Here is a 22,155-nt window from a genome sequence, read left to right on the forward strand (position 1 = left end):
GACTGCAAAGATAGATAGAAAAGTTTTATTATCAAATAGTTGGTGGTAAAAAAGTTTGATTGTTTATCGTCATTGCAGAGAGCGCAGCGATGTGGCAATCTTATTGGAAGATTGTTTGAGGCATCTGTTTCATCGGCTGCAGATGCTTCGTGCCTCAGCGTGATAGACTTTCTATAGCCTTTTTTTCGACCGTAATTTGAGCGTTAATATTTCCAATCTTACTTTTATCAAGGACAGTCGAAATGTAAATACATATGAATGCACCAAGCGAAATGGCAAGGCCTATGAGAAAGAGGATAAACGCTCTTGCAATTGTTTTGTGGTATGAAGATTAATGAGAACTGATTTTAATGACTTAAAGTAAATATAATGTATCGATGCAAATATTTTACTGAACTCACGTAATCAAGCTACAAATCATCTGGCTTAAAACCAATTCTTTTTCTCGGTTCAATTTTCTTTTCCATCAATTTATCAAGATAACTAAAAACCAGCTCTATATTTTTATCCTGATTGTTTAATTTTCTTTTGATGTCTTCAATCTCATATTTCATTTCTCCATTTTCAGTCAACCATTGCCTTAATCTTGTAAAGATTCTAACTATTTGAATATTAACTTGAATAGCCTGCTGACTGTTTAGAACACTAGAAAGCATCAATACACCATGTTCAGTAAAAGCAAAAGGAAGTTTTCTTGTACCACCCCTACTTTTCTTTGATGTCACAATTTGTGATATCAAATAACTCCATTCTTCTTTCGTTAATTGAAACATAAAGTCTTCAGGAAATCGTTCGATATTTCTTTTGATTGCTTGATTTAAAGTCCTAGTTTCAACGCCATAAAGCTCAGCCAAATCGCGGTCTAACATTACCTTATGACCTCGAATTTCATAAATTTTATTTACTATATATTTTCAGGGATGATAAAGAGCGTTTGTTCAGCTGCCATATCATTATTTGGATTTAATTTAAAGATACTAAAAACAGATTTGATTGAAGTCGCAAGTTGCAACTTCAAACAATAAACTTTACCTGTTGTTATTTACATATTCCCTTAACCAACAGATTTCTTTATGCAGTATTTAGACCATTTTTTCGGTTATCCAATTCCTTTGTTTTTTAAGAATTTAATTATTGGAATATTGGCTGTATTACTTGGAATGTTGGTCAAATTCATCATCCACAAAACCTTTATATTACTCTCTCGCTGGTGGGATTTTATCATCATCAAATCTACAATGAAACATTTAAGGCGGCCAGTTGCAGTCTTTATTCCTTTACTGTTTCTTAACTTTTCGTTGAATTTAATGGTGATGCCGGCGGTTATCAGGTTGCCGTTAGATAAAGCACTTGAAATTGCGCTAACGGTAACATTTGCCCTTATCTTGATAAGATTGATTAATGTACTTGAAGATTATTTTTACTTAAAGTACGACTTAAACAAAGAAGACAATCTAAAAGAGCGAAAAATAAGAACGCAACTTCAATTTGTGCGAAAGTTTATTGTGTCTTTAATCATACTCATCACGGCAGCCATCATTTTGTTAAGTTTCGAAAGTATGCGTAAAATAGGAGCAGGGTTGCTCACCGGGGTAGGTATAGGTGGCATTATCATCGGTTTCGCTGCGCAGAAGTCGCTCGGTAATTTGTTGGCTGGTTTTCAAATTGCCTTTACGCAACCCATCAGGATTGATGATGTTTTAGTAGTAGAAGGTGAATGGGGAAAAGTAGAAGAAATTACCTTAACTTATGTTGTGGTAAGCATTTGGGACCAGCGCCGGTTGATTTTGCCGATAACTTATTTCATTGAAAAGCCTTTTCAAAACTGGACCAGAGTTTCAGCAGATTTGTTGGGAACTGTTTTTCTTTATCTCGATTACACGGTTCCGATTGAGCCACTACGTCAGGAAATGACAAGGCTTTTAACCTCAAACCCACTATGGGATAAGCGTGTAAATGTAGTTCAGGTTACGGATAGTACCAAAGATGGCTCGATAGAGGTGCGTTTTCTAATGAGTGCTGCAAATTCATCAAGAGCGTTTGATTTGAGGTGCAACATCCGAGAAGCGATGATTTCATTTATTCAAGCTAATTACCCTGAAAGTTTGCCAAAGAAAAGACTAGAGTTTAAGGATAAGCCTGAGGAGTTATAAACCGTCAGGCTGAGCCTGTTGAAGATTGCTTAGTTATTCTACAGGCCCAGATTGACAAATTTACAAAGCTATTTAAACATGCCTTTCAGCTGCGCTAATTTTTCCTGCAAATCGCCATCAGCATCTTTTGGCTCGTTACGGGGCTTAAAGTTTTGCTTCTGATTACCCGACTTGAAATCTTGTTTTGTGTTTTCTGCAAATGGCTTTCGGCTCTGGTTATTTTGCTTAGCGCCTTCTTCAGTTTTCATTGAAAGTGAAATTCTTTTGCGGGGCACATCAATTTCCATAACCGTAACCTGAACTTTCTGGTGCACTTTTACAATATCGTTCGGATTTGCAACGAAACGATTGGCTAACTGGCTTGTGTGCACTAAACCATCCTGATGAACGCCAATATCTACAAAAGCCCCAAAATTGGTAATATTTGTTACAATTCCTGGCAGTTTCATCCCAATTTTTAAATCGCCGATTTCATTTACACCGTCAGTAAAACTAAAGGCTTCAAACTGCTCACGCGGGTCGCGACCAGGTTTGGCCAACTCTTTTAAAATATCGGTAAGCGTTGGTAAACCAAGTTCGCCGGTTACATATTGTTGTGGTTTAATCTGTTTTTGGAGTTGGCTATCTTTTATTAATGCAGATACCGTTGTGCCCAAATCTTTCGCCATTTTATCTACTACCGCATAACGCTCCGGGTGAACGCCGCTTGTATCTAAGGGGTTTTCCGCATTGCGGATACGTAAGAAACCTGCGGCTTGTTCGTAAGCTTTACCGCCTAACCGAGGTACTTTTTTTAAACTTTCGCGGTTTTTGAACGCACCGTTGGCGTTTCTGTAATCTACAATGTTTTGCGCAAGGCTTGGCCCTAAACCAGATACGTAGGCTAGAATCTGTTTAGAAGCAGTATTTAGCTCAACGCCCACAGCATTTACAGCACTTATCACGGTGTCATCCAAGCTTGCTTGCAATTTGTTTTGGTCAACATCGTGCTGGTACTGACCAACCCCGATGGATTTTGGGTCTATTTTCACCAGTTCCGCTAAGGGATCCATTAACCTTCGGCCGATAGAAACTGCTCCACGAACTGTGATATCCTGTGTTGGAAATTCCTCGCGGGCAACTTCTGAAGCCGAATATATTGATGCACCACTTTCATTAACCATTACGATGGTAATATCTGGCAAATTTAAAGCCCGAATAAAAGATTCAGTTTCTCTTCCGGCAGTTCCGTTGCCAATAGCAATGGCTTCGATACTATGCTTTTCGCAAAGCTGGCGAATGGTTGCTTCCGCGTTTCTTACGTTCCCCTGTCCGGTATGTGGATAAATGGCTGTATTTTCCAATAGCTGACCTTGCTCATCCAAACAAACCACTTTACAGCCTGTTCTAAAACCGGGGTCAATCGCTAAAACGTTTCTCTGTCCCATTGGAGCGGCTAACAACAGCTGGCGGGCATTTTCTGCAAAAACCCGAATGGCTTCCTCATCTGCTTTTTGCTTTGTAATCACGCGAAGCTCAGTTTCCATTGCTGGTTCGAGCAAACGTTTATACCCGTCTTCCAGCGCCTGATGCACTTGTTTTGCTGCTGCGTTGTTTCCGGTAACAAATTGATTTTCCAAAATTGCCAACGCATCCTCTGCAGGAGGCAAGGCATCTAAACGTAAAATTAATTCCTTCTCACCCCGGCGCATGGCTAGCACACGGTGAGAGGCAGCCGTTTTTACCGGTTCATGCCAGTCGAAATAATCTTTGTACTTAATGCCTTCTTCTTCTTTGCCTTTAATTACTTCCGATTTAAATACCGCTTTTTCCTGAAAATACAAACGCATTTTTGTTCGTGCCTCAGTGTTTTCCGCAATCATTTCTGCGATGATATCGCGTGCGCCGGCCAAGGCCTCTTCCAGCGAGTTGACCCCTTTTTCTGTATCAATAAATTTCTCTGCAGCAGCATTTAAATCAAAGTTTTGTTGTTTAAAGATTTCCAAAGCCAGGGGCTCCAAACCTTTTTCCTTCGCCATCGAAGCCCGTGTTTTGCGTTTGGGCTTATAAGGCAAATAAATATCTTCTAAAAGCGAGATAGTTTCAGCTTCGTTTATCTGTTTTTCAAGCTCTGGCGTTAACTTTCCAAGCTCAGTCATTGATTTTAAAATCGCTTCCCGGCGCTTGTCAAGCTCGCGTAATTGCAGAACTCTGTCGCGAATTGTCGCAACCTGAACCTCATCTAAACTCCCGGTTAGTTCTTTCCGGTACCGGGAAATAAAGGGCACAGTTGCGCCCTCATCTAACAGATTAATAGTGGCTGATATTTGTTTTTCCGCAACCTTTAATTCGGCGGCGATTATTTTATGATGAGTGTGCATAGTTTAAAATTAAAGGGGCAAAGCTAATCAGGATTCGCGGTATTTAAGGTTTTTTAAAGGGAAGTTTTCCACCGAAATTTGTGAGTAAAATTATAAAAAAAGGAAAAGAACAAGCATTGTTTTAACCGGGCTTTAGGCTAAATCCAGATGAAAAATCGGCATATACCGCTTCAATCCCGTTTAGGTAATTTGGATATTGCTACTATTTTTTGGTTACATGATGGAGAGATAGAAGTTATGGAAAAGTAAAATAATCGCATCATATTTATAAGATGAAAAATGTAATCGTTATTCTGCTGGCATTTTGTCTCGGGTGTACAAATAAAGCGTCTGAGAAAAAAGAGAATGTTAATGTAGAAGTTCAGGTAATACTTAACACTTTTGCAAATGGAATTTGCTGGGTGTCGGAAAATGACTTTAAAAATATGCACGCTGAAATACATCATCTTCCACTAAAAAAGGCAAAAAGAACCAGGAAATACACGGTAACAGACTCACTTTTATCCATGCGTGAATTTAGATTTGCACATAGTGATACGGCAGGGAAATCCATTAAAAAGACTGTGCCTTTCCGATTTAAAGCCTTTAAAAATTCTAAAGATATGGTTGGATTCGAAATTATAAAAGCATCTAAAAACGTTGCAGAATTAGATTCTAATTACAATGGAAATTTAACTTTTAGCCGGGTAATTTTTAATAAAGAAGGAAATCTTGCCAAATACTATTTTGAACAAAGCAAAATGGTTGGCATAGGAAGAGGTTGGGGAATGGGTACTTATATTTATGCGAAGAAAATTAAAGGAATTTGGGTCTTTGATAAGAAAGAAGAAGTTTGGATAACTTAGGACGTCTTCTTCGCCACTTTCTCCAAATCTCTTTCTGCTTTAAACTTCGTAATTCTTGTAATTAAATCTAAAGGCATGGGTTTATCTATTGGAAACTGAACAGCTCCTTTGCTCCATTTATAATCTCCGAATTCATGCTTAAAAGCTTCAATGCCAGAGCCTGTCGGGTAAAAGCCAATATGATTTTTATAAGCTGCAAAATAGACCAACACACTGCGTTGTTTAAATGCAGGCATTTTATAGCTTATAAGTTCTTTTGCATCCGGTACGGCTTTTTGAATAGTCTCTCGAACTTGTTGTAGAATTTCCCGCGTTTTTAGCGGAAATGAGGCAATGTATTCATCGATGGTTTTTGGTTCTGATTTTTCCATAATCTAAGTTTGGAATTGCAAAAAAAACACAATTTATTCGCTAATTAGGATATCGTATTTGTGTAATAGACCTGCTAAACCCGAGACAGAAAACCTTGCCTTTTTAATACGATTATTGTCGGGATCTATAGAAAAACTGTAAGCTGTTTTAAAATCGGCTTTTTCGAGATTTGTTCTGTCAAATGTTGTGCGAAGCAAATCGCAGTTTTCGAATATGGAATTAGATAGATCGCATTCTGAAAAATCGACTTCATGAAGCTGGGTGTTTTTGAAAGTCGTGTTCTTTAGTTTCAGTTTGTAGAAAGAGGAATGGTCTAATTTGCAGTTATTAAAACTGAATGCCAAACCGAAATCGTTGCAGTTTTCGAAATGGAGGCCAAGCATTTTACAATCACTGAAAGTGATATCGTTAAGTGAGGTTTTGGTTAAGCTTGCTAAACTTAAATTACAAGAGATAAACTCACAATCGAGGAATTTAACGCCGCTTAAATCGGAGTTGGAGAAGTTGCAGTTAATGAATTTGCAATTTTCGTATTCAGCTTTTGGTAAGGCTCGCAAAGAAAAATCTTCTTTGCTGAATGTTTGCTCGGCTATATAATTCTCGGACATGTAATGTGGTTTTTTGTTGTAGCGAAGTTAAAAAATATCGTTCGGTTTTTAAGGTTTGAGCAGGAAGTGAACCGGGTTTTTTACACGGGTTTTGGTAAAATAAACCCGACAGGAATGATTCCGATTTTTCATCGGATTAATGGATGGCGGGGCTGCTGTTTCTGAAGAATTACTGAATGTTGGTTTTCAAATATTTACCAAGGAAACACAGAATTTATTTTTTTAAAATGAGATTGCTTCGTGCCTCGAAATGATGTATAATGCAAAAATCCCCCAAATTGCTTTGGAGGATTCTTATATTTTGGTTCCCGGGCCGGCCGAGAGTTTTCTTTATTTCGTTGCGTACATTACTTCTTTAACTGCTTTTACAACTTTCTCTGCGTTTGGCAAACTAGCGGCAATTAAAGTTGGCGAGTATGGAAGTGGAACATCCGCACACGTGATGCGTAGAACTGGTGCATCTAAATAATCGAAGGCTTTTTTCTGAACCATGAAAGCGATTTCGCCTGAAAGTGATGCTAATGGCCAGGCTTCTTCCACAACAACTAAACGGTTTGTTTTCTTAACAGACTCGATAATTGTGTCATAATCAATTGGGCGAACTGTACGTAAATCGATAACCTCTACATTGATTCCTTCTTTGGTTAATTCCTCTACAGCCGGGTTAACCACGCGTGTTAACATTTTACCAAAGGTTACAATGGTTACATCCGTGCCTTGTTTAGTTACGTTTGCTTTACCGAATTCGATATAATATTCTTCAGCAGGTACATCACCTTTATCGCCGTACATTACCTCCGATTCCATGAAAATAACCGGATCCGGATCTATAATTGCTTGTTTTAATAATCCTTTTGCGTCATAAGGAGTTGATGGAACAACCACTTTTAAACCTGGAGTATTTGCAAACCAGTTTTCGAAATTCTGAGAGTGTTGTGCACCTAATTGGCCTGCGTTACCAGTTGGACCGCGGAAAACCATAGGGCAAGAGAACTGACCACCACTCATTGATAAGATTTTAGCAGCGCCGTTAATAATTTGGTCGATTGCTACTAATGAGAAGTTGAAAGTCATGAATTCCACAATTGGAATAAGGCCTGCTGTTGCAGCTCCAGTTGCAATACCTGCGAAACCTAATTCGGCAATCGGGGTATCGATAATGCGTTTCGCACCAAATTCATCAAGCATGCCCTGACTCACCTTGTACGCTCCGTTATATTCTGCTACTTCTTCACCTAATAAAAAAACGCGGTCATCTTTACGCATTTCTTCTTGCATGGCTTCGCGTAGTGCTTCTCTAAATTGGATTTCTCTCATTGTAAATTTTAATAACGGTGGCAAATATAAATATTAATCGCTACCAAACCAAAGGGAATTAAGCCTGTATTTTGTAATAATTATGGTTGATAATGGTGATTTTTAAGGCTTTCGGCTCAGCATTTTAACATCGATACGAAATTGGCTAAAATTTTATTTTGCAATGGTTTATCCGAGCTTGTTTTTGTACTAGGTTTACTGGTTTTTACAAAATATGTTCGCCAAAATCAATGATATTTCCATTATTATCTTCAATAAAAAATTGGCGCATGTTCCGAACCATATTTTTTAGCTCGCTCTCCGGATGAAGTACCTGCTGTGTATTATATTCTCCCGTTGATTTAATTTAGAAATAGAGCCAGTATTTTTTAGGTAGGCTAGCTTTTAAGTCGGCCAAAACTTAAAATATACCCCCTTTACTTAAAATTAAACAACCATCCGGTTTTAATGAAAATTTAAGCCCAAATTTCTAGGTGATTTTTACTATCGGATGTTTTTTGAGATTCAAGCATCGGAACTGCGTGTTTCGAGATTTTTTCAATGATTAGGGTTCAGCAATCCATAAATTTCGCTGTCTAAAAACTGTCCTCTGAAATAAAAATCCTGTTTAAAATGAGCTTCTTTTACAAAACCATGTTTAATAAGCATTTGCCTCGATGCATTATTTTCTACATTAATGTTTGCCTTGATGGTATGCAGGTTCATTTCAGTAAAACCGAACTGAATTGTTCTTTTCAGCGCTTCAGATATAAATCCTTTTCTCCAGAAATCTGGATGAAGCATGTAACCAATTTCTGCCCGATGATTTGCAAAGTCATTTCGCCAGTAACCGATTGAACCAATCATTTGGTCCGGATTTTCTTTAAGTGCAATTACCCATGCCAAATTGTCGCCGTTTTCAAAACCTTCATTAAAGGTGGTTATAAACGTTTTAATTTCGAATAATTCTTTGGGCCGCTCGCGGTCGATATACTTCATAACTTTTTCATTGGTACGCATCGCGAATAGCGTTTCTGCATCCGAAAGGGCGTGCTCGCGGAGGATTAATCGTTCCGTTTCGAGCGTCGGAAATTTTGTGAAGTTGAGGGTTAGCATTTTTACTCCTTTGGTATTTCAAATTTAAATTTATCGCCGAACTCTTTTACTTCGTCTTGAAAAGTTTTTTTACGATGATGGTTTTCCTATATAATTATTGACAATCTCTAAACTGGATTCACTAACAGAAACTGCGAAATAATCGTCCTACGAAATAAAGATTTCAGGAGTAGTTTGTTTTTATTTATCTCGTGGGCAGATTCTCCTTTAATCAATTTTGCAATTTTAGCTACGGTTTGTTCTTTTCCAATCGATATCAAGCAGCTATATTCCTTGCCGTTGGTTTCAACCAACGGATAACTAATTAACTAAACTGGCTTTAGCCAGCTTACTTCCCAAACAAAGTTTTATAAATGGAATACTTGTAATTATCGGGGATTTCGCTGGCCTTAAAATACGGTGAGCCAAATAATTCACTGAGTTTTTCCTTAAGTCTGGCTAAAAACAAAGGTTTAATTTCTTCAAGAAAATCTCCCCGCAAAACCTGTCTGTTAGATTTAAACCAAACGCCACCATAAATTGGGTCGTTCATGGTTTTTACGATATACAGATTTGGTTCTACGCAGGTTTTACCGGCGAATTGTTCATAAGCATATGTGTAAAGCAAAGTCTGGATAAGTGCTTTGTTGATGTGTTTTCCGTCCGAATTAAAAAGTTCATCTACATCTTTAAAAGTCAGTTTATCACTTCCGGTTTTATAATCAATGATTTTTGTCACTCCATCTTTAACATCAACCCTATCAATATAACCGAAAATTTTAATACTTTCTTCTTTTCCATTAAGCGGAAAAGTTATTTCGGCCTCAACTTTTTGTTCTAAACTGACAATAGTGAAGGGCGTCTGCGAAATATCCTGATTGAGAATAATATTTACGTAGGCATCAACAATCGCAAGAATAACTTTTTGCATACCCTTATATTCCATTACCAAATCAGGATGTTTAAACATCACTGCGTTAAAAGCTTTCTGAATTAACATCGGCACTTTTTTTCGCTGCGCCGCAATGCGCTCTTCGGTAATTTCTGCCGTTTTTAAATCGGCATAGAAGTATTCCATCACTTTGTGCAAAATTGAGCCAATTTCATTTGCCTCTACAACTGCGCTGATTTCCTTGGGCTCTTTTATTTCTGCAATATAATTGAAGAAAAAGTCGATTGGATTGGAAATATATTGAGTTAATGCCGATGGAGACAGCGATTTCGTTTTATTCAGGTAGCGGTTCAGTTTCCCCTGGATAAAGTCGTTGCCGGTCTTTTCAATTTGAACCTCTTTAAACTGTTCAGTTTTTACTTCGAGGTTAAGTTCATTGTAAGTAAAGTCGAAACCACTCTCATATTCCAGTTGTTTCAATATTCTACTGGCTTCGCCCGAAGTCGATTCATCGGTTAGGCTATTGTACACTAAATTAATGCTTTTTGCCCGCTGCATTAACCTATAAACCATGTAAGATGAAATTGCATCGAGATTTTCGAGCACTGGCAGGCCATAAACGCGGCGGATAGAATCGGGGATAAAGCTATTTCCTATGGATGATTTAGGAATGATTCCTTCATTGAACCCGAGAATTACCACTTTGTCGAAATTTAAATTTCTCGTTTCCAGCAAACCCATCACCTGAATTCCATTCAGCGGGTCGCCGGAGAGTGGAACTGCAATCGCCTGCAGCGATTTCTGAACCAGATATATCACAAAAGGAATTTCTTCCATTCCGATGTGATTATTGAAGGTATCATGTAAGCGGTTCAGTTCCTGAATGGTTTTTACAAAGAGTTCGGCATCAATTTTCTTTAGTGTTTTTGCGTTGGATAATCTCGTTAAAACAAAATCTAAAACTTCTAATAAACTGGAAACAACCGACTGAGGATTTTCAATTTTTTTATAGAAGACTTCAAATAAACCACTCTGCCGCAACAATCGTTTGTGGTCAATTTCAACCTGATTTTCTTCGAGCAACGCAGTCATGATTTTATCACGCATTTTTTGCGTTAACCCAGTTAAGGGATGTGTTAAAAAAGCTTCAACATTTTTGTAGGTTACTTTACTGGCCTGCAAAATCTCCAGCTGACTGGTCAACCACAAATCAACCAAGCCGAAAATACTTGATGTAGATAGCGCAAAACCCATCGTTACATTAAGGTCGACTGGTGTATCGTTATAACTCGTCGGGATGGTTTGTAATGTGGGAATCAACAGGCTTTCATCTGCTAGAACCACTACCGTTTTACCTACCGTTTCCGCATTTGTATAATCTTCTTCTAAAATATTATTGAGAATTTTGGCTTGCGCCGATTGCCCCTGAACCTTAAACACATTAACTTCATGCTTGCCCGTTTTCATTAAACTTACACGGTTTGCAAACTCATTTTTCAGTCCGAGCAGATTTAAGTTCTTTCTCAGAAACAAACCAGCCTCTTGGGCGGTATCATCTAAATAATAACCATCCGCATCGAAGTAAAAAAGCGCTTTTTCTGCCTCTTGTAACTGGGTAAAAATTCTCGCCTCAGCACTGCTCAAGGCATTAAATCCAACGAAAATAATTTTCCCTTTATCAAAATTAGAAATAAATTCATGGTGGCTTGTGATATCATCTGCCAGATGTCTATAAACTAAACCATTGGTTAAATAACCTTGTTTTTTTAGCGCATCATGGAATTTATTGTACAATTTTGGCATCCTTCGCCACATTTTGATAAATAATTCCTGCTGTTTCTTATGCTTGCCCTCAGAGTAGGAAGTCCAGAATTGAGATAGGAACTGGTACTGCTCCGCACTTAAATAATCGAAATCCTGGTTAATTACTGAAATATCTTCCAAATCGCGGTAGAGCTTTTCTGCATCAACTAAGTCGGCATCGATCTGATTAAAATCACTCAAAATGATTTTAGCCAGAGGGAAAAACTTATGACTCGAAATGGTTTCCAGTTTTTCTTCTGCTAAAAGTTGGTTGTAAAGTTTGTGTAGCGTGAAAAACTGTAGGTAAAAATCGGCAATTTTATAACTGGTAGAGCAGGCAAAAAACTCCTGAATAGTAAAAAACGAAGGACTAAAAAATGGCCTGCCAATAATATCGGCGAAATGTTTTTGCAAATACGCAGCAGGCCTTTTATTATTGAAAACTATAGCACAGTTTTCCAGTTGATTTCCAAATCTGGCAACTAAATCTTCTGCAACTTCTTGTAAAAATGGTTTCATCTCCATAGCTTAAACTAACTTGAGTTTGCCTTTAACTGCGTAAAAAAGATAGGTTTTAATATTGCGGTAACCCATTTCACTAAGCAAATTCCGATAGGAATCTACCTGTTTAATGTGGCTGTCGCTCTCCTCCAAAGTAAATTTATAATCAAGAATGATAACTTCATCGGGATTAATCATTACGCGGTCTGGTCGGTGGAGTTTGCCATTCGCATCGATAATGTTTTTCTCGGTAATGCTTTCAGTTGCGCTGCTTAAAATTTCTTTAAGCTCTGGATGATTTAAAACCTCCAAGGCAGAATCAACTAGTTTCTGTTTTTCTTCCTCCTTAATTATGCCTTGTAAAACAAGGTTTGAGGTATAATCTTCAACCCCATTTTCGGTGGTAGCACTCGCTAAAATATCGTGCAGCAAGGAGCCTTTTCTCCCCGATTTTTCAATGTTCACCAGATGTTTTAAATGCTTTTCTTCTGATGAAACATAAAGTTCGGATAGCCGGGTAGTGGTTGGGTAACTTTTTAAATTGATGAAATTTGTATCATCATGTTTGTTGTCAGTCGCCACATAATCTACGATTTCATAAATGCCGGTCTCATCAAACTGGTCATCGAAAGTGTGGTTAATAACATCACCCATATTCGATAATTTTGGTTCTTTCTTAGTCATTGTAGCGATATAAAGATAATCTTTAGACCTCGTTGTGGCCACGTAAAGCATGTTCAAAGCATCCATATTATTATAGAGCAATTCCTCGTAATATGCTTTTGCGATAGACGAATCTGCCAGTGCCTCATTATATTTTAAAGGAATTCCGCGAAGTTCTTTGTAGGCGGTATCTTCTGATGAAACCCAGAATGTCGAATTTGTTTTACCCTTCACTTCCCAGTTACAAAAAGGCACAAAAACAGCTCTGAATGCCAAGCCTTTCGATTTATGAATGGTAATTATCTGTATTGCATCTGCACCCTCTGGCGATGGAAGCGACTTTTTCACACCGTCTTCATCCCACCAGGTCAGGAATGAAATGATTCCCTTTTCGCCAAGTTTTCCGGCGTTAGCTGTTAAATCTCTGAAAGCAAGCAAATAGGGCAGGTGCTGACTTAAATTTTTTAGGTTGTAAGCCTCAAGCAAGATTTCAACTAATTCTGCCAATGGAAGTTGTAACCAAGATTGCCAGTTTTCGCAAAGCGATGGCGGCAAAACGTTACTTAAGGTACTTAAAGAAACATTGTTGAGGTTTAGATAAAGATTTGCGTGAACTTCTTTTTCGTGTAGAGCATGATAAAGCGCAATACAATTGGCTTTGTATAACGCCGTTTGCGCATCTAAACCAATTAAGGTTTTTAACGTGTTGATAATAAGTTGCACAGCGGTATTATTGGAAATCAACAGCGCATCGCCCGACAGTACAGGTAATTTTTGTTCCATCAGTTTTTGAACTGTGAGCATTGCCTCACTATTGGAACGAACTAATATTGCAATGTCTTTTAAGGCATAATTTTGCTCGTTTTTCAACAGAAAAATTTCCTTAATGATATCATCTAAAGCGATGTCCCTAAAAACGGTTTCGGTAAAGCGAGGCTCGTCTGGCGCATTATCTTTACCAAACCTTTTAATCTTTATGGTTCCACCTTTTAGCGTATTGGTCGCGAAATTTTGGGTAGAACCTGCGTATATATCGGTAATTATGGAATCATACTTTTCGCCAGCCCACCATGCCGAGATGCTTCCAGGTTTACTTTCCAGGTTTTGGTTCAATTCACTCTGAAGCGTTGCCGGTATAGAGTGGTAAAGGAAATTATTAAATGTGATGATATTTTCGGCACTACGATAGTTTTCTTCTAAACTTTCTTCGATAACATTATGTGCACCAACATCCAATCTCGCATGTTTGTGCAGGATATTCCAGTCGCCATTTCGCCAGCGGTAAATAGATTGCTTTGTATCGCCAACAATTAAATGATCTGTTAAATCAAGGCTTGGGGTAGCAATAGCATTGGTTAAAAGCGATTTGAAACTTCCCCACTGACTGGTTGAAGTATCCTGAAATTCATCAAAGAGAAAATTCCGGTAACGATTACCAACTTTTTCCCAAATGAAAGATGGATTATCTCCTGCATCTTCGGTAATTCCGGATATTAACTTTTGCGCATCGCTAATTAAAAGGTTATCATTTTCTGCCCTGTATTCCTTTAAAAGCACTGCAATTTCTTGCATCAACCTTAAATAATAGAGGTTTTTGTTGAAAGCTATGGCGAGCTGATAATTTGGCAAATGCGCCACGTAATGTGCTTTAATCTTTTGTAAAATGGGATTTATGGTTTCATAAACCTCCTGAACATTTGCGTTTTTCTGGAACCATTCTTCGGGGTTATCAATCAACTTGAAAAGCGATTCAATTTTAGAAAAATCGCCCCGGGCAACTGCAATTAGTTTTGTTAAAGGACTTTTCGACTTTCCTTTAAGTTGCTCGTTTTCTACCCCTAAAACTTCGAGTGCCGTATGTGCATCGGTTGCCAGTTGAATGATTTCACCTTCAAAATTTTTGAGCTCATCCTTTGTTATGGTAATGTACCTTTTGAAAAGTTCGTCGATGTTTTCTAATCCTAAGGCTTCAACTGCAGCTTCAAAAACCTGAAATCTTTCAGAGAAAATTTCTCCGATAAGATTATATAACTCAGTTTTGTAGTTCCAGCTCTTATTATCGCTAATGCGTTCGATAGCTAAATCGATAATCCATTGCAATAGTTGTTTATTGTCGTTTAAAGCCTCGTCGAGTTTGTTCACCAAATCATCCTTAACTTTATCATAATTCATTTCTAAATTATAGTCTGCGTTTAAACCAAGCTCAAAAGCGAAACCACGAATTACTTTCTGTACAAAACCGTCGATCGTACTCACAGAAAAGCGGCTGTAATCGTGCAGAATTTTTCGGTAAATGTTATCTGCTTTCAGCTTCAAGCCTTCGGGTTTCAGTTCTGGGTAGGCAAGTAAAATAAGCTTACGGTAATCTTCAATTTTTTTGGATGGATCGCCCTTTGCTAATCCGACAAGCACTTCCAGAATTCGCGACTTCATTTCCTCCGTAGCCTTGTTTGTAAATGTTACGGCCAGGATTTCGCGGTATTTATTTTCGCCGGAAAAAAGCAAAGTAAGATAGTGGGCGGTTAAACTGAACGTTTTACCGGAACCGGCAGAAGCTTGCAGAATTTTGAGGGGTTGAGGCATAAAATGATTTCGCTTTTCAGAATTTTAAACTTACAACAATTTAAAATTTTCCCGAAATCATAGTATCAACAAATTGGTGGGCGAGTTGCTTACTCTTTGGTCTGAAGCAAAAAACTAAATACCTTTCTTTTTCTTTTTTGCTAAAACCTTGTGGCTAATTCTAGCCGGGCGTTCGGCCATTTCAATCGGCATGCCTAATAAATCCCTGATTACGACCGAAGCGCATGCGCCACCGAAGGCAGCCGGAAGGTAAGACACTGTTCCATAAGCCGACCGTTTGAAATTGCTGCCGTCGGTCATAATCATTGAATTTTTATCCATTTGTTCGGTAGAAAAAACAGCTTTTATCCTGTCGGCGCCAACAAGCTTATTTAGCCGTTTGCGAACGTAACTGGCAAAAACACATTGATAGGTATCAGGCAACATCGTAATCCTCAATTTCGTTGGGTCCATTTTACCACCAGCGCCCATGGAACTTACAATTGGAATGTTTTTTTCCAGTGCCGTAGAAAGTAGCGTTATTTTTGGCATAACACTGTCAATGCAGTCCATTATGTAATCAAACTTCGACTCGAGGATTTCTCGACACTTTTCAGGCGTAAGAAAACTTTTTACCACATGCAGTTTCAGCTCAGGATTTATGGAACGCAAACGATCTTCCATTATCTCCGCCTTGCTTATGCCATGATTTGTTGCCAAGGCCGGTAACTGTCGGTTACGATTGGTGGGGTCAACCACATCACCGTCGACGATGGTCATTTCTCCAATGCCCGAGCGGCAAATAAACTCAGCAGCGAACGAACCGACGCCACCGAGGCCGATAACCAAAACATGTTTCGATTGTAGAGTATCAATTCCATCGTTTCCTAATAGTAGGACGGAGCGTGAAAGCCAGGTTGTATCAGACATAATTGCATTTTTCTTTCCAAAGAAACACTGATTTACACAGAATATTCTATTTGCTTCTGTGAATTTTGTGTTTCTGTGGCGGTTTTTTTTTGCCACAAAAGCACGGATTTACACAGAATATTTTCATTGCTCTGTGATTTTTGTGTTTCAGTGGCGGTTTATTTTTTTGCCACAGAAGCACAGATTTACACAGAATATTTTCTTTGCTTCTGTTATTTTATGTTTCTGGGGCGGTTTTTTTTTGCCACGGAAGCACAGATTTACACATAATATTTTGTTGATTCTATGATTTTTTGTGTTCTGTGGATATTTACCGTGGAACCACGCACAAATGCAAACTCTTGCCGTTATTGTGGGTTCTGACTTCCACTGCACTTCTTTTATAATAAATTCAATCCTTTCCAGTTTGCAAAAATACGTGCTTTGAGTTCATCAACCGAGCATTTTTTTAAATTTGCTGCGGCCTGATAAATCTCTCCAATCGTAATTTCAGAATCATCCGTCTCCAGGAAAAAGTTTTCGTTTTGTGCAAGCAATTTTGCTGCTCCAGAATCCTGTTTTAGAATTGTCTCTCCGAATGAAAGCAAAAATCCCTTGTTAATTAGTTGCCTGCCCAACTCTTCACTTTTATTAAAACCGTGGATAATCATCGGAACACCAAACTGTAGCCTTTCCTTCAATAAAATCAGTTCAGCAAATGCTCTAACGCAATGTAAAAGCAATGGTTTGTTCAGTTCCTTTGCCACAGTAACCTGTTGCGTCAATATTAAGGTTTGATTCTCCAAACTTTCGCCTCTAAGTTTGTCTAAACCGCATTCGCCAATTAATTTTACATTTGGTTGTTTAGCCAGAACGCTCAAGTATTTCAGTTGGATGTCTAGTTTATCTAACTTCGCATACCATGGATGCAAGCCAAGCGATATGGGCCGGGTTTTCGGCATCGCAAGAAATACATCACTGGTTAACGACAAACTTTGGATACTTTCCACACCTTTTTGCCTGGCAGTTTTATGCGTATGTACATCTAGAAAATCCATAACAAAGCAAAGATATGGTTTTGTATATTGTATTTGTTCTGTAAAGAATTCGTTGGTACTCTATTAAGTTTGTAGACTTTTTTATTTTTGCCTTAATACTCAAAAGATTATGAAAAAATTGTTCACAATAGTAGCTGCGGTTCTGATTTCAGCTGCCGCTTTTAGTCAGGCAAAAACAGAGGGCGTTCATATTTACAATCCTGAAGCCAATGCTATGGCAGATTTGAAAGCTGCAACTGAAAAAGCCGGAAAGGCAAACAAACACGTTTTGGTTCAGGTTGGCGGCAACTGGTGTTCCTGGTGCATAGCTTTTCATAATTTGGTTGATACAACTGCAGTTTTAAAACAAACCATAAACGATAATTACGAATATGTTTTGGTAAACTGGGATAAAGACCACCACAACGATGAGGCTATGAAGTACCTTGGGTTCCCGAATCGTTTCGGCTATCCGGTTTTTGTGGTTTTAGACGGAAAAGGAAAAGTTTTGCATATAGAGAATTCTGCATACCTGGAAACGGATGAAATTGCAGCAAATGGAAAAAAGAAAGTGGGACACGACGTAAAGAAAACGATATCATTTTTAAAAGGGTGGACAGTTGCGGCAGTCAATCCCGAAACATATAAACCCAAAGCCAAGTAAAATTAGGTAGAAGTATATCCCTTAAAAAAGCCGAAAGTTAGCAGTATTTAGCTGTTAACTTTCGGCTTTTTAGTTTAATCATTTGAGGTGTTATCATCATCCTTTAAATCATCAAGATTTAGTTCATATGATGCTTTTGACGCTTCATCAGCTTGTTCCAACATATTTTTATCATGCTCTATGTTAGTATCGTCACCATCTAATTCGTTAATGTTTTCAGTATCATCCTCTCTCCGCAACGCATCATTAGGGTCGTTAGAATATTCCTCGTTTTCTGGGTCTATCATAATTTTAGGTTTTATAAATAGATAATGATTTAGAGTAAGGAATTGTTTTAATTTATCTCAAAATGGATCAGCAAGAGCCTTTTACCATCTAAATGGTTTTGCAGGTTATGTAAAAAAGGAAATCAAGATGTATAAAAAAAAAAGCCGGATTTTTGAGCAAAATCCGGCTTGATGTGTTGAGAAACTATCTTTTACAAATTTGCGCCATGGCAGTTTTTATACTTTTTGCCACTACCGCAAGGGCAGGGTTCATTTCTGCCAACTGTTGCCTCCTTACGGATTGGTTGTTGAGGAACCGCCTCGCGGGTATCTCCAAATTCAATCCCAGGCTCTTCTTGTCCAAACTCTTGTTTGGTAGTTTGCAACTTAGGCTGTTTTTTTGGAGCAGGTGCTTCCTTTACATCTTCGGGTTCTTGCTGAACCGGAATACCACCTTTATACAAGAAACTTACCACTTCCTTATTAACCGCAGTTAGCATGTTTTTAAATAAGTTGAAGGCTTCCATTTTGTAAATCACCAACGGATCTTTTTGTTCATATACCGCATTTTGAACAGATTGTTTCAAATCATCCATTTCACGCAAATGTTCTTTCCAGCTGTCATCAATTAAAGCCAGAACAATTGTTTTTTCGAACGAACGAACTACTTCTTTTCCTTTATTGTCGATGGCTTTTTTCAAATCTACCGCTACCTGAATACCACGGATACCATCTGTAAATGGTACTACGATTTGTTCGATATGCTGACCGCGTTCTTCGTAAACCTGCGTTAAGACTGGCAAAGATTGCTGAACTATTGCTTCCGATTTACGGGCATAAAATGCTTCAGCTTCTTCAAATAACTTTTCTGTAAGCTGTGCCGCATTGGTTGATGAGAACTCTTTTTCAGTAATCGCAGTATCTAAAGAGAAGTTTTTAATTACTTCTAATTTAAATCCGTCGTAATTTGCTTCTTGTTTGTATTCGTTAACAATATCTTCAGCAACGTCGAAAACCATGTTATTCATATCAACATCTAAACGTTCTCCGAACAATGCATTTTTACGTTTAGCATAAATTACAGTACGTTGAGAGTTCATCACGTCATCGTATTCCAATAAACGCTTACGAATGCCAAAGTTGTTTTCTTCTACTTTTTTCTGTGCCCGTTCGATTGATTTTGTAATCATAGAGTGTTGAATAACCTCTCCATCTTCAATACCCATACGAACCATGATACTCGAAATCCGTTCCGACCCGAATAAACGCATCAGGTTATCTTCCAACGAAACAAAGAATTGAGACGAACCCGGATCGCCCTGGCGTCCAGCACGGCCGCGTAACTGCCTGTCTACACGGCGAGATTCGTGGCGTTCCGTACCTACAATCGCTAAACCACCGGCATCTTTAACGCCTGGGCCTAACTTAATATCGGTACCACGGCCAGCCATGTTTGTTGCAATTGTAACCTGACCTGCCTGCCCTGCTTCGGCAACAATATCAGCCTCTTTCTGGTGCATTTTCGCGTTCAGTACATTGTGTTTAATGCCACGAAGTTTAAGCATTCGGCTCAGCAATTCTGAAATTTCTACAGAGGTAGTACCTACCAGAACCGGCCTGCCCGCTTCCGTGAGCTTCACAATCTCATCGGCAACAGCATTATATTTCTCACGAACTGTACGGTAAACGTAATCTTGTTGGTCCAGTCTGGAAATGTTTCTGTTGGTTGGAATTTCAACTACATCTAATTTGTAGATAGACCAAAACTCACCAGCTTCTGTAGTTGCTGTACCCGTCATACCGCAAAGTTTGTGGTACATACGGAAATAGTTTTGCAGGGTTACTGTAGCGTAGGTTTGAGTAGCATCCTCAACTTTTACATTTTCCTTTGCCTCAATTGCCTGGTGTAAACCATCAGAGTAACGGCGGCCATCCATAATACGACCGGTTTGCTCATCAACAATTTTAATTTTTCCTTCGTCAATGATGTACTCAACATCAATTTCGAATAAGGTATAAGCCTTTAAAAGCTGATTTACAGAGTGAATACGTTCTGCCTTCACCGAATAGTCACGCATTAAAGCATCTTTCGTTACAACTTTTTCATCCAAAGGCAAATCAGATTTCTCCAATTCGGCAACTTCGGTACCAACATCTGGCAGGATGAAAAAGTTAGGGTCTTCTCCAGATTGGGTAATCAATTCAATACCTTTTTCCGTTAGTTCTACCTGATTGTTTTTCTCATCGATATAAAAATACAACTCAGAATCTACTTTCGGCATATTCTTAGACTGATCTGCCATGTAGTGATTTTCTGTTTTTAACAATAAACCACGAACACCGCTTTCACTCAAGAACTTAATTAGCGCTTTATTTTTCGGTAAACCACGATAAGCCCGAAGCAAAGCTAAACCACCTTCGCCTTCTTCTGTACCCGTGTTGCCGGCGTTGATTAGTTTTTTCGCTTCATTCAAAGCTGAAGAAACGTACGCTTTTTGTGCATTAACCAAACGTTCGATACGTGGTTTTAACTCATAAAACTCGTGTTCATCGCCGCGTGGTATCGGACCAGAAATAATCAATGGGGTACGGGCATCATCAATTAAAACTGAATCGACCTCATCCACCATTGCAAAGTGTAACTTTCTTTGAACCAGTTGGTCGGGCGTTTGCGACATATTGTCACGCAGGTAATCGAAACCAAATTCGTTGTTTGTTCCGTAGGTAATATCAGCCGCATAAGCTTTTCTGCGTTCTTCAGAATTTGGCTCATGTTTGTCAATACAATCAACGCTGATGCCGTGAAACTCGAATAAAGGACCATTCCACTCACTATCACGTCGAGCAAGATAGTCGTTCACGGTTACGATGTGAACACCTTGTCCGGCAAGGGCATTTAAATATGCCGGAAGCGTACTAACCAAGGTTTTACCTTCACCAGTTGCCATCTCTGCAATTTTACCACTGTGTAGAACGATACCACCGATTAGCTGAACATCGTAATGAACCATGTTCCAAACAACTTCGGTACCCGCAGCATCCCAGCGGTTTGCCCACTGTGCTTTATCGCCAACAATTTTAACATTGCTTTTTCTCGCAGCATAATCTCTATCAAACTGCGTGGCTGTAACTTCCAGGTATTCATTTTCACTTAAACGGCGGGAGGTTTCTTTTACCACTGCAAATGCCTCTGGAAGTATTTCCAAAAGTACTTTTTCCAGCTCTGCATCACGATCTTTGCCCAGAGCATCTACCTGATCGTAAATAGCAGTTTTTTGATGAAGATCTACATCTTCACCCTCTGCATCTGCCTTCAAGGCAGCAATTTTGGCGTCAATATCAGCTAAAAAGGAAGAAATCCTACCTTTAAACTCTATTGTTTTAGCCCGCAACTCATCGTTGCTTATTGAAGATAGCTTTGCATATTCTTCATTTATTTTAACAACCAGCGGCTGGATGCTTTTTATATCTCTTTCTGATTTACTTCCGAAAACCTTCGCTAAAAATCCTAACATTATTATATATTAAATCGTATTAATTAAAAAATTGGTGTTTTGCAACAACCAAACCACTGTCTTGCGTAAGTCAGTTTGGCAGTTGTTGATAAAAAGGGGCGAGAAATCACCTTTGATTGAGGAATTCAGGAACTAAGGGCTGTTATTTTTTGGCTTTTTCCTTATGGTTAAATCAGTAATTACCTGATTTGAATTTACATGTTTCTCAATCTTAAGAGGCGTTTGCGTTCCGATTAGCGCAAGGCTTGTGTACGATAGCAAATAAGGATTGCGCTCTTCGTTAAGTTGAACGGAGCTTTTCCCGGTATCGTTAACGCTGATTTTATGCTCGCTGCAATATTCGTTTAATATCCTAAGCCCTTCTACACGCTCAGCCCTCGCTAAATGTGTTAAGCTAAAAAATACTAGAGATATGGTAACGAGGTGTTTCATCAAGCCGCAAAGCTAGTTTTAATCTTTTACAAAATGAAATTACACCATCTCAAAAAGCGTACCCCAATTTATGACCTCTTATGGTGTAGGCGAAAATTGCACAATCAGCATTTTTAATCAGCTTAAAATCGTCACAATGTGGTTACTATTCGCTGCGTTTTAAAATTTTATTTGGTTACTTG

At 38.6% G+C, this 22,155-nt stretch carries 16 protein-coding genes; 3 read left to right on the plus strand and 13 right to left on the minus strand.

The window, feature by feature from the left end:
- Positions 1-410: 410 nt before the first annotated feature.
- Positions 411-908 (minus strand): ORF6N domain-containing protein, encoded by a 498-nt coding sequence (locus AC0IWT_RS18705; protein ID WP_471798506.1) that lies wholly within the window; start codon positions 906-908, stop codon positions 411-413.
- Between the two features lie 165 nt (positions 909-1,073).
- Here AC0IWT_RS18705 and AC0IWT_RS18710 point away from each other — a divergent pair, with 165 nt between their 5' ends.
- Positions 1,074-2,153, plus strand: coding sequence for a mechanosensitive ion channel family protein (locus AC0IWT_RS18710; RefSeq protein WP_471798327.1), 1,080 nt, complete (start codon positions 1,074-1,076; stop codon positions 2,151-2,153).
- A gap of 68 nt (positions 2,154-2,221) precedes the next feature.
- Here AC0IWT_RS18710 and AC0IWT_RS18715 read toward each other — a convergent pair whose 3' ends face one another.
- Positions 2,222-4,513, minus strand: a complete 2,292-nt coding sequence (locus AC0IWT_RS18715) for a Tex family protein (RefSeq protein ID WP_471798328.1) — start codon at positions 4,511-4,513, stop codon at positions 2,222-2,224.
- Positions 4,514-4,785: 272 nt separating this feature from the next.
- Between AC0IWT_RS18715 and AC0IWT_RS18720 the strand changes: the two genes are divergently transcribed.
- Positions 4,786-5,358 carry a hypothetical protein gene (locus AC0IWT_RS18720; protein WP_471798329.1) on the plus strand — a complete coding sequence of 191 codons (573 nt, stop codon included), beginning with the start codon at positions 4,786-4,788 and terminating at the stop codon, positions 5,356-5,358.
- On the opposite strand, the gene AC0IWT_RS18725 is transcribed toward AC0IWT_RS18720, so the two are convergent.
- From AC0IWT_RS18725 to AC0IWT_RS18760, 8 genes are all read right to left on the minus strand, one after another.
- Positions 5,355-5,729 carry an iron chaperone gene (locus AC0IWT_RS18725; RefSeq protein WP_471798330.1) on the minus strand — a complete coding sequence of 125 codons (375 nt, stop codon included), beginning with the start codon at positions 5,727-5,729 and terminating at the stop codon, positions 5,355-5,357. The genes AC0IWT_RS18720 and AC0IWT_RS18725 overlap by 4 nt on opposite strands.
- 33 nt (positions 5,730-5,762) lie before the next feature.
- A complete protein-coding gene (locus AC0IWT_RS18730; RefSeq protein WP_056872027.1) occupies positions 5,763-6,338 on the minus strand; it encodes a pentapeptide repeat-containing protein in 576 nt (191 codons plus the stop codon).
- 330 nt (positions 6,339-6,668) lie between these two features.
- Positions 6,669-7,655: a pyruvate dehydrogenase complex E1 component subunit beta gene (locus AC0IWT_RS18735; RefSeq protein ID WP_056872026.1), complete on the minus strand. Its 987-nt coding sequence runs from the start codon at positions 7,653-7,655 to the stop codon at positions 6,669-6,671.
- A 537-nt stretch (positions 7,656-8,192) separates the two neighbouring features.
- Positions 8,193-8,750 (minus strand): GNAT family N-acetyltransferase, encoded by a 558-nt coding sequence (locus AC0IWT_RS18740; protein ID WP_471798331.1) that lies wholly within the window; start codon positions 8,748-8,750, stop codon positions 8,193-8,195.
- A gap of 328 nt (positions 8,751-9,078) precedes the next feature.
- Entirely contained in the window at positions 9,079-11,943 is a 2,865-nt protein-coding gene (locus AC0IWT_RS18745; RefSeq protein ID WP_471798332.1) for a PD-(D/E)XK nuclease family protein, read from the minus strand.
- Between the two features lie 9 nt (positions 11,944-11,952).
- Positions 11,953-15,171, minus strand: coding sequence for a UvrD-helicase domain-containing protein (locus tag AC0IWT_RS18750; RefSeq protein WP_471798333.1), 3,219 nt, complete (start codon positions 15,169-15,171; stop codon positions 11,953-11,955).
- Between the two features lie 114 nt (positions 15,172-15,285).
- Positions 15,286-16,080, minus strand: a complete 795-nt coding sequence (locus AC0IWT_RS18755) for a tRNA threonylcarbamoyladenosine dehydratase (RefSeq protein ID WP_471798334.1) — start codon at positions 16,078-16,080, stop codon at positions 15,286-15,288.
- A gap of 380 nt (positions 16,081-16,460) precedes the next feature.
- Entirely contained in the window at positions 16,461-17,117 is a 657-nt protein-coding gene (locus AC0IWT_RS18760) for a TatD family hydrolase (RefSeq protein WP_471798335.1), read from the minus strand.
- A gap of 109 nt (positions 17,118-17,226) precedes the next feature.
- Between AC0IWT_RS18760 and AC0IWT_RS18765 the strand changes: the two genes are divergently transcribed.
- Positions 17,227-17,760 (plus strand): thioredoxin family protein, encoded by a 534-nt coding sequence (locus tag AC0IWT_RS18765; protein WP_471798336.1) that lies wholly within the window; start codon positions 17,227-17,229, stop codon positions 17,758-17,760.
- Positions 17,761-17,834: 74 nt separating this feature from the next.
- Here AC0IWT_RS18765 and AC0IWT_RS18770 read toward each other — a convergent pair whose 3' ends face one another.
- The 3 genes from AC0IWT_RS18770 to AC0IWT_RS18780 all read right to left on the minus strand — a co-directional run bounded on the left by AC0IWT_RS18770 (position 17,835) and on the right by AC0IWT_RS18780 (position 21,973).
- The gene (locus AC0IWT_RS18770) at positions 17,835-18,047 is read right to left on the minus strand and encodes a hypothetical protein (protein WP_056872021.1); all 213 of its coding nucleotides are present in this window, start codon (positions 18,045-18,047) and stop codon (positions 17,835-17,837) included.
- Between the two features lie 191 nt (positions 18,048-18,238).
- On the minus strand, positions 18,239-21,541 hold the full coding sequence (gene secA, locus AC0IWT_RS18775; RefSeq protein ID WP_471798337.1) for a preprotein translocase subunit SecA: 3,303 nt from the start codon (positions 21,539-21,541) through the stop codon (positions 18,239-18,241).
- Positions 21,542-21,673: 132 nt separating this feature from the next.
- A complete protein-coding gene (locus tag AC0IWT_RS18780) occupies positions 21,674-21,973 on the minus strand; it encodes a hypothetical protein (protein WP_471798338.1) in 300 nt (99 codons plus the stop codon).
- Positions 21,974-22,155 lie beyond the last annotated feature (182 nt).

The sequence above is a fragment of the Pedobacter sp. AC464 genome, assembly GCF_979253075.1.